The sequence below is a fragment of the Nocardia neocaledoniensis genome, assembly GCF_029868625.1.
Taxonomy (GTDB): domain Bacteria; phylum Actinomycetota; class Actinomycetes; order Mycobacteriales; family Mycobacteriaceae; genus Nocardia; species Nocardia neocaledoniensis_A.
Genome location: NZ_JARWOJ010000306.1, coordinates 16,903 through 30,095 on the forward strand (window position 1 = coordinate 16,903; position 13,193 = coordinate 30,095).

The following is a 13,193-nucleotide window of genomic DNA, read 5'->3' on the forward strand; positions in this document are numbered from 1 at the left end:
GCGGCCGGTCAGACCAGGGCGGCGTCGAGGATGCGCACCAGCGGTTTCGGGTCGGGGCCGGGCATCAGCACCCGGAACTGCGCGGCGGCCTCGCTGCTGCGCGCCTTGATCGCCTCGTTGATCAGCCACGCGCTGGCCTTGCGGATCACCGGGTCGCGCTCGTCCATCAGGGCCGCGAGCTCGGGCACGTCGGTGGGCGACAGGCCCGCCTTCACCGGGCGGATCAGTGCGACGAGGTAGAGGCGGCGCTGCCAGATCGACGGGGAAACCGCCAGCGGATGCAACTGGGCCAGCAGCGCGGCGTCGTCGACCAGGGACATGCCGACCACACCTCCAAGCTCGTCGACCGACAACCAGTTGTCCAGCAGCGTCGCCCACCGCAGGATCACCGGTGCGGTCATGCGGGTCTGCGACAGGCGCAGCATCATCGACCCGGCCAGCTCGGCTTCATGGGTCTGCCCGTGCCACAGGGCTTCGGCGGCGGCCGCCACCGTCGCCGGGTCCGGGGTCCGCGCGCTGATACCGGCGGTCTTGAGCGCGGCTTTCACCGCGCCGCGCAGCAGCGGAATCCGCACCCCGAGAACAGGTTTGCCGGGATGACGCGCCGCGACGGTCCCCTCGACGTAGGTGGGGTCGGCGTGCTCAGCCAACCCCTGCTCGACATCGGTAACCAGCGACGAGACCCGCCCCGCGATCACTGCGTCCATCCCCCGAGCCTACGACCCAGCACCGACAACTTTCGGCAGGAGAGATCATGACGGGCACAGCCCTGGACATGACCGGACCGCGACCGGGCGCCGCGAGCCCGGTCTGGGCCGTCTACGGCACCCTCGACCCGCGCGCCCTGACCATCCCCGACGCGTGCGCGGCGGGGATGACCGTGCGCCAGGTCCCCACCGACGTGCTGCTGGCCTTGGAAACCGGGAGCCCAGCGCTGCGGGCGCACGCCCTCGAGCGCGTGCGCGTCGGCGGGCAGGACCCGATCGGGGCGGTCGGCTACGACGACTGGTGGAACACCGCTCTGGACGCGCTGAACCCGAACTGGGCGCTGGCAGCGGCACGGGCGCTGGTGACCGACAAGGCCCGCCTGTATGAGGTGCTGCGCGGGCATGGTGTCGCGGTCGCCCCCTACTACACCGGGTCGCTGTCGACCCGACTGATCCAGTACGCGCTCGACAATCTGGGCCCGCGCCCGATCTTCAAGCCGGCCACCGGCGCCGGATCACGCGGGGTCTACCGCTACCGCGACGAACTTTCCGTCGAGGACAACCTGGCGCTGTACCGGCAGGTCCTGCGCGCCGGTCACATCGACACCACCACCCCGATCATCGCCGCCCAATACCTGGGGGAGCACGACGCCGCGGTGGAGATCAGTGTCGACGTGACGGTGTGCGACAGCCGTATCACCCACGCGGTCGTGCACCAGAAGTGCACTGCGACCGCGACTCCGCCGTATGTCGACGGGCTGATGATCTGCCCGCCGACCGACCCGCGCATCCACGCCGAACTGCCGCAGCTTCCCCAGACCCTGGCCGGGATTGTCGCCGCGATCGGGCTCGCCGACGCGGCCCTGCACATCGAAGCGCGTCTGCACCTGCGGCGCTGGCACGTCCTCGACATCGGGGTGCGGCCCGGCTCGGGCCTGGTCGCTCACGCCGCGACCGCCCAGACCGGGGTGGACCCGCGGCTGGTGCACCTGGCTGCCAGCATCGGCCGCCCCCTGCATCCAGGCGCGGTCGCCGCCGCGCGTGGCCGCTACTTCGCCACCGCAATCGCCTGCTGCTATGTCACCGACGAGCGTCGCCCGGCGATCACGCTGCTACGCCAGAGCACCCTCGCCGACGAGCTTCACGGCTCCGAAGATGTGCTCGGCTGGCACCTCAACGCCGCCGAGACCGAGGACGCGCTGCTGCGTCCCGACGCCGGGATCTCGGTCGGGATCGGCGCGCCCGACATGCCCACCGCGCTGGCGCGACTACGGTCGCTCGTCGACCCGTTCGACTTCACCACCACCCACGCCCACGCCGACACCGAAACCGTTGTCGCCCAATGAAAGGAAGCCCGTGCTCAGCTTCAACCACCTCGCACTCACCAGCGCCGACCACGCCAAGTCCGGCCCGTTCTACGACACGGTGTTCGGGCTGCTCGGATACACCCGCGGCTACACCTCCGACCGGCTGTGCACCTGGGGCGGGCCCGGCCCGGAGCTGCTGGTCTACATCACCGAGGGTGAGGACACCGCGCCCCACACACACGGCCGCCCAGGCTGGCAGCACGGCGCCTTCTCCGTCGACGAGCGCGACACCGTCGACGCGGTACACAGCGCGGTCGTCGAGGGCGGCTGGACCGTCGTGCACGCACCGCGCGAGTACCCCGACTACGCGCCGGGCTACTACGCGACCTTCGTCGAGGACCCCGACGGCATCCGCTGGGAGGTCGCCCACATCCCCACCGCCCCTCACTGACGCACCGAACCAGGTAGGTCCGGCACCGGCGCGGATCGGAGTCGGACGTGCCCAGTAGCACCCTCGTCATGGTCCTGGTCGACCTCGTCATCATCATGATCGCGGCCCGCGTCTTCGGCCGGTTGGCCGAAAAGCTCGGCCAACCGGCGGTGGTCGGCGAGATCACCGCCGGCATCCTGGCCGGGCCCACCCTGCTGGGCCCGCACCTGTCGCAGGTGCTGTTCCCGCCCGACGCGCGCCCGGTGCTCAGCGTGCTGGCCAACCTCGGGGTCGTCGCGTTCATGTTCCTCGCCGGACTTGAGGTCGACCGCAACTCCTTCACCAACCAACGCGCGGCGATCCCGGCGATCGCAACCGCGGCCTACCTCGCACCGTTCGGGTTCGGCTGCCTGATCGCGGCCACGGCGCTGACCCGCCACCACACCGGCGACAGCACCGTGGGATTCGTGCTGTTCATCGGCTGCGCCTTGGCGGTCACCGCGTTCCCGGTGCTCGCCCGGATCCTGGTCGACCGGAACATCATCCGCACACAGATCGGACAGATGAGCCTCGCGTGCGCGGCGATCGTGGACGCCGCAGCGTGGGTCGCGCTGGCCGTCGTGCTGATGCTGGTCGCCCCGACCGGTGGGCACTGGTGGTGGGCGCTCCTCGCGCCGCTGGCCGTCCTGGTGTGGTGGGGTGCTCGCCCGGTGCTGGCCCGGCTCGCTGCGGCCGGCACCGGTCAGCAGGTGCTGGTACTGGCCATCGGCACCGCGCTGCTGCTCGCCGCGGTGACCGAGTGGATCGGCCTGCACCTGATCTTCGGTGCCTTCGCCGCCGGGTTGATCTTCCCCCGGGCCCATCGCGAAAGTGCCGAGCACGGCGCCGTCGTCGTGAGCACGCTGCTGCTACCGGCCTTCTTCGCCGTCGCGGGCCTGTCGGTCGACCTCGGCATGCTCGACACCACCGGGGTGGGGGAGCTGGCGGTCGTCCTGGCCGCCGCGGTCGGTGCGAAGATCGCCAGCGTGGTCGTGGTCGGACGACTCGCCGGCCTCGATACCCGGACCGCGGCCGCGCTCGCCGCGCTGCTCAACACCCGCGGACTCACCGAACTCGTCATCCTGCACGTCGGGCTCACGGCCGGACTGACCAGCACCAGCCTGTACTCGCTGCTGGTCGTGATGGCGCTGATAACCACCGCGATGACCGCACCACTGCTGCACCGAATCCACTTGCCGCACAAACCAATCCAGTCGCAAGACTTCGTCCGAACGGCAAAAGCGGGGACGCGACAGGCCGACATTGACTAGGACCCGCCATTTCAGCGCAGTACCCTGCCGCCCCGGCTGGCCAGGTGTAGTTTTCAATGCACCACACCACCGGGGGTTGGAGCTGGTCGAAATGTCGATCGTCGACGAATGGCAGGGAAGCGACACCCGCGCTCTGCGGATGGCATTGAACTTGAACGCGAAGGAGTTCGCCGACGCGCTGAAAATTGAAGAACGCACCGTACGTCGGTGGGAAAAGCCGGGTAGCACGGTTGGGATCCGCCGCAAGAACCAGCGGCAGCTCGACGCGATACTCCTTGGCGCGCCCGCTGCCGTGCAGCGCCGCTTCGAGCGGCTGCGCCGCGGTACCGACAGCATCGAGCTGCCCGCTTCCAGCATCGATGCCGATAGGCTGACCATCGACGCCCCTGGTGTCGATGGTCCCGATCAGGTGCAGGTCCTGGCCCACACCGCAGACGGAAAGGCTGTGCTCGTGTCCCTATCGCGCCGCGCACTCGTCGCCGGCCTCGGGCTCGGTGCCGTCGCCGCAACGATTGGAACGTCGCCAGCGACCTCCCGGGCGCTGGCAACCACCCCCGCCGACAAAGACTGGGTGACCCACCTACGTCAACTACGGCTGTCGCTGATCGATAACGACAACCTCTGCGGCGCAGGCAAGATTCTGCCTCTGGTAGAGCACAACGTCGACGTGATCGGCACATTGCGACGGACCGGCGCGGCGGATGCGGCGCAGCTGCAGCGACTGCGGGTCCTGTACGCCGAGTGCGCGTCGTGGCTGCATCAGGACGCTCGGAACTGGGACGCGGCGACAGCCTGGACGGACAAGGCCAACCGCTGGGCACTGACGGTGAAGGATCCCGGGTGCGTGGCGATGGTGGCGATCCGCCGAGCACACATCGCATGCGAACGCGGCGACGGCGTCGAAGCGATCGAAAGCGCCGAGGCGGCATCAGCACAGGCACCGCACAGCAGCAGGGTCGCGGCGGTAGCGGCATTGTTCGGCGGCTGGGGACACGCGCTGCTGCGTGATGCAGTGGCAAGTGCTCGCGCATTCGACCAAGCCCGTGAGCTTGCCGCCGCCGCCGACGACGACTCGGAGTGGGGCATGTTCCTGGATGGCTCCTACGTCGACGTGCACCAGGCGACCGCCGCTGGGCTCCTCGGGCAGCACCGCACCGCCATCAACAACTTCGCCTCCGCGATCGCGACGATGAGAGGCGGATTCACCCGCGACAAAGCGGTGTACACCGCCCGGCTCGCCCTGGCTCACGCCCAGGTCGGAGACTGCGAGGCTGCTTCGGCACTCGGGGTCGCGGCCATGAACACCGGTATCGCTACCAGTTCTGAACGGGTGCTGGCACCGATCCGACAACTGCACACAATGATCGACACGTCCAGCACCGACCCTCACATCCGGGAGTTCGCGGCCGCCGCCGAAGTCTGGTTGGGTCACTCGGCATGAGGCCAAATGTTCTTCTGTCGGTGGCAGTTTCACTCGACGGATATATCGACGACACGACCGACGAGCGACTTCTGCTGTCCAACGCGGCGGACTTCGATCGCGTAGACCAGGTCCGCGCCGAGAGTGACGCCATCATGATCGGCGCCGGAACCGTGCGCAGCGACAACCCGCGACTGATCGTCAAAAGCGAGTCCCGTCAGGCCGATAGAGTCGCGAAGGGGCTCCCCGCTCAGCCGAGGAAGATCACGGTCACCGCATCCGGCGATTTGGACCCGACCGCAAAGTTCTGGCACCACGGCGTCGAAGATGCTCGCCCGCTGGTCTACACCGTCGCCGCGGCAGCACCCAAGCTGCGCGAGCAGCTCGGCGAGCTCGCCGAAGTCGTCGACCTCGGCGACGAAATAGATTTCGCCGCCATTCTCGACCACCTCGGCGGTGTCGGCATCGGCCGGCTCATGGTCGAGGGCGGCACACACCTGCACACCGAATTCCTGGCCCGAGGTCTGGCCGACGAACTGCACCTAGCGATCGGCCCGTCCCTGGTCGGCGACTCGAAAGCCCCTCGGTTCGTCAACCCGGCCCACTTCCCTGGCGGCTCTACGCGACGGCTACACCTGATCGACGTCTCCCAAGTCGGTGATGTCGCATTGCTGCGATACGCACCGAAGGACGCATCAGGTGCCTGAACCTGATGCGTCCGATGGCTCAACTACGCCGTCGAACTGGCGCACCAGTGTCCCCGTGCCGAAGCCGCATTCGCGGTGGGAGCGGGATCGTCACAGATGGCTGGTTGAGGCCTAAGCGGGGCACCACTGTGTGACTGGCAGGCGGCCGTGATGGTGGTGTCGGCGACGCCGCGGCTCGTCGATACGAGATGTCCAGCGCTGGGTGTTCAGGGGGCTCGCCGGGCCTCGTCCAGGTGCCGAGCTGCGCTCGTACCACTCCGAGGCGAACTCGCCTCTCGACGCGGCGACGGCGAGCTGCTTCTGGCACAGGTAGATCAAGATCATCTCGGTGCGGGTCAGCGGGTCGGGTTCGTCGCCCCGGCCCTCGGCGACCCCTCAGCCGTCGAAGCTGCACTGTTCGAGCTCTTCGACGGCTGAGGCGTCGTCCGGGTCGTCGAAGCTGGCTTCGTGGGTGGTCGTCGGCGCTCACCGGTGCTCGTCGGTTCCGTCCGCGGTGCTGGCGCGCGGACCGGGCTGGATTATACCGGGCAAACTCCAGAGCGCCAGTTTCCAGTCCGAGACCGGTGGCACCGGCTCACCGAGCCGGGCGGGAAGAGCCAGGTAGAAGTACGGCTCGTCGCTCGGAGCCACCTTGAGTCGAAAGCCCGCCGCTTCGCCATTCTCCAGGGCTGCGAGGGCTTTTGCGGCGTTGCGTGCGATCGCGCGGGGATGAAAGACCAGCACGTCGGTGAGAGTGAACTCCTTCGCACCGACGGAGAACGTGAAACGTTCTGCGGTGAAGCTGACCCAAGCCGCTTCACCTGCAAGAAGTTGACGTAGGCGTGGGCTGTCGGAACCGTTCAGAGTAACCACACCACCGGGCGCTTCCGGAGATGCGACCGCGCAGCCCTCCAGCAACAGCCGCGCCACTCGCAGATTGATGCGCTCCAGTGGCGTCAAAGCGGCGGGGATGTCGAACGACGACCGGCAATGTTCCTGCACGGCCTTCAGGTCGTAGGCGAGGCGGAACATCGCATCGAGCTCGTCATCGACCTCGGTATCTGCGGGGGGATCGAATGCCAGCGACACGAGCAACTTGTCGTCGATGTATACCCGGCAGAGAAGATCGGTCTGGTTGATCGCTGTCAGAATCTCCTCGACACCGAGGGCGTCCGCGGGGCGGATGCGCCGCAGGTTGTAGCTGATATCGGCATGGCCTGGCTGGGAGAGATCCTTCGGGCTCAGCAACTCGATCTGGAGGTGGTCGAAGAAGTCGATCCTCATCGCGAAGCCCTCCGAGCCCTCAGTCAGATGTGAGATCCGCCCTTCGTGCGCGAGGACCTGAGTGCCGTGTTCATCGAAGAACCGAAGCTCCGCCGGAGCACCGATACCCGCGCCGTGGCTCAGTGCCTCGAATCGCACTTCCATCCCTGTGTAAACACCGGCGACGAGTTCTGGTCCGGTGATCGTCACGGCGCCTACGACCTCGGCTGGCAGGACAACCTCGCCCGAGGCACCGAAGCGTGTCGAACGTTCGAACTGCTCTCGCAGCGCAGCATGTTGTGGACCGAACGCTCCTTCGATGTTGACCAGGATCGGGCTCTGTTCCTGCGCACGAGGGTATTTCGGGCGTATTGACCGGGTCACCACGTCACCGACGCGCGCGAAGTCGGTCGCCCAGTGCAGATCGGTCGAGTCCGCCAGCGCGCCCAGAGCGGCCACTCGAATCGGCAGATCGTCAGGGCTGAGCAGGTTGTCGCGCTCACGGTTGTAGATCGCGGCGTTGTCTCGCAGTTCGCTATGAACATCGCGCTGAGCCCAGCGGTCGACCTCGGGAAATTCGATGAGCAGATCATCGAGGTCTTTGCGACCAAAGGGCCGGGTCAGCGGCGTGCCAGCGGTCTTGCCGAGGCCGGTGACGAACGCATGCTCACCAGGAGTCAGGTTTCTCGGCACCACGAGAACCCATTCGTCGACCATGCAGGTCTTGTCGACGGTTCGCGTCTTGACCAGCTTGGCGAACGAGCGCTTGATCTGCGTGCGGCGGGGTTTCCAGCCGCCGCTGAACCCTTCGGGAAAATACTTGAGCTGGAAGATGATCACCCGCCCGCCTTGGCGCACCTCGATGTCGACACCGCCGTCACCACCCCGGCCGTCGAGTGCGATCACCTCGACGTCGGCGCCGCGATATTTGTGGTTGATCAGTGCTTCGACGACGCGGTCGAAGTGTTCCTGACCGATCGTGTGCCAGTCGATGCTCATCGGGGTCGGGCGTCCTTTCACTTTTGCGGTCGACAGCGGCCGCGCCAGCGTGGTTGATGGTGGCGATGGGTGTCCTGCAGGATCCTCCTCGGGGCACAGCCGGTCGGATCAGTTGCCAGTATCCACACCTGCACCGACAGCTTGAGCCCGTAGTGTGCACGGGACTCCGAATGGCATTCGTTCGCGCGCCCGCGTCCCGAGAGCTGCAACATTTCCAATCTCCGCCTCCAGATGCCCAAATCGACTTGGCCCGAACGCCGTTCTCGGTTGTGGTCGTAGCGCAGGGCCAATGCCCGCTGCTCCACCCACCCAGGGCGATGACGTGTCCGTGGATGCCGACGCACGCTCAGGCGTGGGCATCGTTGTCGCAAGCCATGCACCCTTCAGGACTGCGTGCCAAGCTGATTGGCTAACGTAGCGACTGCGCGCGCAACCCGGCTGAAGGAGGGGTCAGCATGCCCATCGGCGATGAACTCAAGGCCGCACGAAAAGCTAAGAGCCCCTATCGGGTTTGGTTGCTGAGGCGTCGCCAACAGATCAGTGCCGCACCGAGATTCAGGAATCCGTGGTGAATATCGGTGCGGTGCTCCCACCGGATGGCCAGGCGTCGGTACTGGTGAAGCAGGGCGAAGGTTTGTTCCACGATCCACCGGCCGGCGGTGACTTTGTCCCGGGTTCCGCGGCGTGGGATGTAGCCGGTGATCCCGCGTTGTCGCAGCTCGGTGTACACGCTCGGATAGTCGTAGCCCTTGTCGGTGACCAGGTTCTTGATCCGGCGTCGCGGTGGCCCTGCTCGTCCGCGCAAGGGGCGCAGTCCATCGAGCACGGGCGCGAGCATCAGGTGGTCGTTGACATTGGCCGCGGAGAGCTCGACGACGAGCGGGAACCCGTTGCCGCAGGTGAGGAGGTGGTGTTTGGAACCGGTCTTGCCGCGGTCTACTGGGCTCGGCCCGGTGGCGGCGCCCCCTTTTTGGCCCGCACATGCGAGCCATCGATCATGACCCGGTCGAAGTCGATCAACCCGGCGGCGTTGCTGCGGTCCAGGACCGCTTGGTGCATTCGTTCGAAGACCCCGGCGGCCTGCCAGTCCCGCAACCTGCGCCAACACGTCATCCCGGACCCGAATCCCAGTTCTTGGGGCAGGTCCTCCCATCCGATCCCGGTGAACAGCACGAACAAGATCCCCTGGAACACCAGCCTCGGGTCGTGCTGGGCCGGGCCTGGTGTTCCCACCGGCTTCACCGGCAGTAGCGGTTCGATAACCGCCCACAACTCGTCATCCACCATCCACGGTGCTGCCACGGCGAAACATCCTGCACGACAACGTGTCTCACCGCCACGCGACCGAACCCGTTAGGAGCTCTAAGGGATGGTCGCATACTCGGGTCATCCATGCCCTCACACTTCACGCCCGCCACCACGGCGTCAGCATAATGACCGAGCGAAGCCTTAAAACGGCCTTGAGTCGATGGGAAAATGGACACACCACACCGGATCAGTTCTATCGTGGCCTCCTCGCGAGTGTCCTAGGGCTTCCCGACCCGTATGACCTTCTTACTCAAACTTCACGATACGAACTCAAGCTTGATGTCGCTGTCGACCGCGCAGAGGATCTGAGCAGGTACCAAGGACCTCCCGACAGCGCAGCATCCATCGCGTCGCCGCTTATCGATGATGACCAGGTGGTGGCGGGCTACGTATTCGCGCATTCGCATCTTCTTCCAACTGCAGTCGAGCCAGAATCCACCGACAGGACGTATGCCGCTAACCGGCTTCGCGATCGCGCGGCCCAGCTGATGGAGCTGGACTTCCAGCGAGGCGGGGGGCACGTGCGACCGATGCTGCAATCGTTCTTCCTCGCGGAGGTCGTACCGGCCGTGCGGGCGTGCATGGCCAGCAAATCCGATCGAAATGTCTTCTCCGCAGCTGCCGAAGTTTCTCAGTTGCTCGGGTGGGCAGCTTACGATGAACATCGCCATCGTGAAGCGGCTCGCTACTTCGTGCTCGGTCTCCGATTGGCAAGTGAAGCGGGGGACCAGCTGCTGGGGGCACGGCTGCTGGCAAACCTTTCGCATCAATACACGTTCCTAAGGAAACCTCGGCAGGCCTTGACCTTTGCGCGTGCGGCCGAGTCGGTGTTGCGTGGCCGAGGCACACCGGCGGTCGAAACAATGTGTGTGATGATGGAGGCACGAGCGCTGGCAGTCGCGGGTGAACGCCAGGAAGCGATTGCGGCCATCCTGCACGCGGAGACTCTGTTCAGCCGGAGTAGCGACTTCGAACCGCCCTGGATCGGCTACTACGACGCAGCGGAGTTAGCTGGCGACGCGGCTCATGCATTCCACGACCTCAGCGCCTTCCGGGAAGTGCAAGAGTTTGCTAGTACGGCAATAACTTCCAGCACTCCTGCTCGCACTCGCGGCTTCATACGGTTCTTGTCCGCCCAAGCTGCGCTCGTCGCAGGCGACGCTGACCACGCAGCAGTGCTCGCAGCGGAAGCTATGCAAACCGGTGTGACCGTCCTTTCGGCCCGGCACCAGCGCTATGTCGACGACTTCCGTGCCGCAGCGATTAAGCGAAAAGTCCCTCAACTGCTCGATGTTCTAGAGCGTTATCGCTCTGCTCCGGTTCAGAAGCCGCGCCAGTCTTCGGAGGGCTGACCGTCTCGCAGCGTTTTGATGCGCTTCGCGAACTCTTGTGCTACCGCATCAGAGTGTTCAACGTTCTGGGCAATCCAGGCCGTCATTCGCAGTCGCATGACCGAGCTCACGACACCGAAGCCTTCCCACGTCCGAACGTCGTAACCGTACGCGCGCACAAACGCTTCATAGTGGTGAGAGCTCACCATTCCCAACTCGGCCTCGGTCGCGACCTTCGCCAGATCCCACTCGCGAGGACCTCGACATACACCCTCGAAGTCGAGCAACACGCCCTCGCCTGCAGACGTGACAATCACATTCTTGATGTGCGCATCGCCATGGTTCACACCCGATGGAAGTTCATACCGCACTTCTCGCAACTCAATACCTAGCCGAAGCAATTCTTGTAGCAGGAACTCCCTGTCCTCCGCGGGTATCGATGCCGACTCGACTCGCTGTCGAAGCTGTGCCAGCGGGTCGAAGTCGGGCACAGCCAAGCTCGCAGGCCAGCCCAAGTTGTGAAAGCGGAGAAGTTGGGCACCAAGCAGCGCGAGGTCGGATTCATCAGAGACCCGACCAGGGACATAGCGCCAGAAGGTGACCGGGTAACCCTGCACTACTCGAGGTTGATCCACGGCGAGCGCTTCCGCGGCGGCGAACCCTTGACGCCGAAGCCAGCCGGCGACAGCCACCTCCTTCACGGCAGTCGCCAGGAAATCAGAGTTGCGGGCAATCCGCACAACCACGCCTTCTCCAGGCAGGAGGTACATCAGGTTCTGGCCCAGGCGTAACAGCTCCACCCGCGTCGCCGAGAGGCCAGCATCGGTGCTCGCCTCACGAGCGACGGACACCATCTGGACGGGATCGAACAGGAACCGCTTCTCTGCCACATCACCAGGCTAGCGGCGCCCGCACTTGCTAACACTTGCCAACTACCGCAGAACGGCAGGTGACACCAAGCTCGACCTATGCCCAGGCGCGGACTCTCGACCCCGACCACACGAACCGAATGCACAGCTGCAGGCGGTTCGTCTCTGGCGTCGATGAGCAAACAACCCTGCAGGCAAACAGCGCCGCTGATCTCGCACGCGCCCGGTGAACGCTCGTTCCCGGTGCGGTGTACCCGCCCAACCAGCCCGACCCCATGCGGGGCGTCGCTCAACGAAGGAAATAGCACATGTCATTCACCGGGACTGTCAAGTGGTTCAGCGCCGAGAAGGGTTTCGGTTTCATCGCGCGCGATGCTGGCCGCGATGTATTCGTCCACTACACCGGGATCCTCGGGCAGGGCTTTCGCGCGCTCTCCGAGAACGATCATGTCCAGTTCGAGATCACCGACAGCGACCGTGGACCACAGGCTGTCCAAGTACGACGGGTCGGCTCCCACGGCCAGGAATAGAAGTGTGGCGGGACTCCCCTCGCACCTGATCCGAATATCCCACCCGCCACAAACGTGGAGGACCCGATGACGGCCTACCTCACGAGCTCTACACGACTATGTCACCCAGATGATGCCGCCCAGCGCCCGGCAGCAAGTCCCCGCGCACACGCCCATCCAGACATGGAAGGCGTCACCGTAGCTGCGCGGTGCGCCTACTACCGGCAAGTGTGCCAGTTGCCAGCGGAGCCTGATCCAGTCTCCGGCCAGATCGTTCTCTTGGCTGGGCGGGTCCAGGCAGTCATGGTCTCCGAACTTCTCGGCCGACGGGCTCGAAGTGAGCTCAGGCGTACCGAAGCAGGCTGCGGCCCAATCGTGTCGCACCCCAAGTCCGGGACGTGGACGTTCCTCACCAATTCTGACCGCAGAATCGAAGCGCTCCCAGATGCCGTCCGGTTGTGGGTCAACGGCGTCGTGGTGTTGGCTTCCGGTGCCCGCATCGGTCTCCCGACGCCCACCGCGACCAACACGGGCTCATGTCGTGCATGGGAGTCACCCCCGACCAGCCCTCAACGACCGACAACCACCACGGTCCTCGACGCCGTCCGTCGTTCCCTGCAGCAGGGCGGCGCGCGATGAAAAGCATGCGTTTACTGCCGGTGGACAAAGTGGTTCACCGTGCCACCATCTACCGCAACTCCTGCGGGTTCGACGTGTTCGTTCGGGAATCCACCAGCCAGATCGTGTTGCGGGTCGGGACCGTCGGCGCCATCGAGTTGGCCTCCGCGTTCGGCCAACGAGTAGTCGCGGCACTGCCGTGGCCCGGCCCGGTGATCGTACGCAGTGACACCCGCCAGCCACTGCTGACCATCCTTACCGGTCCCGTACCCGCACACCTACGCGGCGGTGCCACCTTCGCGGCTCTGTCCAGTACCGGGGCGGTGCTCGCTGCCGAGGGCGACGAGGTGTTGCTGCCCTCGCCCCGTGACCCGGCGCGACGTTGGCTACCGCACGAACCCTTGGATCCCTATCGGCCGAGCGCTGAGGTCGTGGT

The 13,193-nt window shown here is 65.8% G+C and carries 12 protein-coding genes; 8 read left to right on the forward strand and 4 right to left on the reverse strand.

From position 1 onward, the window contains the following. Positions 1 to 8 precede the first annotated feature (8 nt). Positions 9 to 707 (reverse strand): DNA alkylation repair protein, encoded by a 699-nt coding sequence (locus tag QH270_RS22790; RefSeq protein WP_280345957.1) that lies wholly within the window; start codon positions 705 to 707, stop codon positions 9 to 11. Between the two features lie 47 nt (positions 708 to 754). Here QH270_RS22790 and QH270_RS22795 point away from each other — a divergent pair, with 47 nt between their 5' ends. The 5 genes from QH270_RS22795 to QH270_RS22815 all read left to right on the forward strand — a co-directional run bounded on the left by QH270_RS22795 (position 755) and on the right by QH270_RS22815 (position 5,881). Next, positions 755 to 2,053 (forward strand): hypothetical protein, encoded by a 1,299-nt coding sequence (locus QH270_RS22795; RefSeq protein ID WP_280345959.1) that lies wholly within the window; start codon positions 755 to 757, stop codon positions 2,051 to 2,053. Between the two features lie 10 nt (positions 2,054 to 2,063). Further along, the gene (locus QH270_RS22800) at positions 2,064 to 2,465 is read left to right on the forward strand and encodes a VOC family protein (protein ID WP_280345962.1); all 402 of its coding nucleotides are present in this window, start codon (positions 2,064 to 2,066) and stop codon (positions 2,463 to 2,465) included. 47 nt (positions 2,466 to 2,512) lie between these two features. After that, positions 2,513 to 3,754 (forward strand): cation:proton antiporter, encoded by a 1,242-nt coding sequence (locus QH270_RS22805; RefSeq protein ID WP_280345965.1) that lies wholly within the window; start codon positions 2,513 to 2,515, stop codon positions 3,752 to 3,754. A gap of 76 nt (positions 3,755 to 3,830) precedes the next feature. Beyond that, entirely contained in the window at positions 3,831 to 5,195 is a 1,365-nt protein-coding gene (locus tag QH270_RS22810) for a helix-turn-helix domain-containing protein (protein WP_157104998.1), read from the forward strand. Beyond that, the gene (locus tag QH270_RS22815) at positions 5,192 to 5,881 is read left to right on the forward strand and encodes a RibD family protein (protein ID WP_067641677.1); all 690 of its coding nucleotides are present in this window, start codon (positions 5,192 to 5,194) and stop codon (positions 5,879 to 5,881) included. Before QH270_RS22810 ends, QH270_RS22815 begins: the two co-directional genes overlap by 4 nt. 465 nt (positions 5,882 to 6,346) lie before the next feature. Here QH270_RS22815 and QH270_RS22820 read toward each other — a convergent pair whose 3' ends face one another. Next, positions 6,347 to 8,122, reverse strand: coding sequence for a hypothetical protein (locus tag QH270_RS22820; protein WP_280345971.1), 1,776 nt, complete (start codon positions 8,120 to 8,122; stop codon positions 6,347 to 6,349). A 502-nt stretch (positions 8,123 to 8,624) separates the two neighbouring features. Continuing rightward, a protein-coding gene (locus tag QH270_RS22825; RefSeq protein ID WP_432420409.1) for an IS5 family transposase occupies positions 8,625 to 9,409 on the reverse strand; the annotation gives its coding sequence in 2 pieces (ribosomal slippage) (positions 8,625 to 9,094 and positions 9,094 to 9,409; 786 coding nt in all). A 146-nt stretch (positions 9,410 to 9,555) separates the two neighbouring features. Here QH270_RS22825 and QH270_RS22830 point away from each other — a divergent pair. Further along, complete coding sequence (locus tag QH270_RS22830; RefSeq protein ID WP_280345976.1) at positions 9,556 to 10,782, forward strand: hypothetical protein; 1,227 nt, start codon at positions 9,556 to 9,558, stop codon at positions 10,780 to 10,782. On the opposite strand, the gene QH270_RS22835 is transcribed toward QH270_RS22830, so the two are convergent. Beyond that, entirely contained in the window at positions 10,752 to 11,651 is a 900-nt protein-coding gene (locus QH270_RS22835) for a phosphotransferase enzyme family protein (RefSeq protein ID WP_157105000.1), read from the reverse strand. The two genes, QH270_RS22830 and QH270_RS22835, sit on opposite strands and share 31 nt — an antisense overlap. A 287-nt stretch (positions 11,652 to 11,938) precedes the next feature. Between QH270_RS22835 and QH270_RS22840 the strand changes: the two genes are divergently transcribed. After that, entirely contained in the window at positions 11,939 to 12,160 is a 222-nt protein-coding gene (locus QH270_RS22840) for a cold-shock protein (protein ID WP_067641687.1), read from the forward strand. Between the two features lie 638 nt (positions 12,161 to 12,798). After that, positions 12,799 to 13,193, forward strand: a 395-nt coding sequence (locus QH270_RS22845) for a hypothetical protein (RefSeq protein ID WP_280345982.1), incomplete at its 3' end; no start/stop codon positions are given.

Bases quoted from the DNA above. Each gene is read 5' to 3' on its own strand.
- QH270_RS22840 (WP_067641687.1), top strand. From the start codon at position 11,939: ATGTCATTCACCGGGACTGTCAAGTGGTTCAGCGCCGAGAAGGGTTTC.
- QH270_RS22820 (WP_280345971.1), bottom strand. From the start codon at position 8,122: ATGAGCATCGACTGGCACACGATCGGTCAGGAACACTTCGACCGCGTC.
- QH270_RS22830 (WP_280345976.1), top strand. From the start codon at position 9,556: ATGACCGAGCGAAGCCTTAAAACGGCCTTGAGTCGATGGGAAAATGGA.
- QH270_RS22790 (WP_280345957.1), bottom strand. From the start codon at position 707: ATGGACGCAGTGATCGCGGGGCGGGTCTCGTCGCTGGTTACCGATGTC.
- QH270_RS22795 (WP_280345959.1), top strand. From the start codon at position 755: ATGACGGGCACAGCCCTGGACATGACCGGACCGCGACCGGGCGCCGCG.
- QH270_RS22815 (WP_067641677.1), top strand. From the start codon at position 5,192: ATGAGGCCAAATGTTCTTCTGTCGGTGGCAGTTTCACTCGACGGATAT.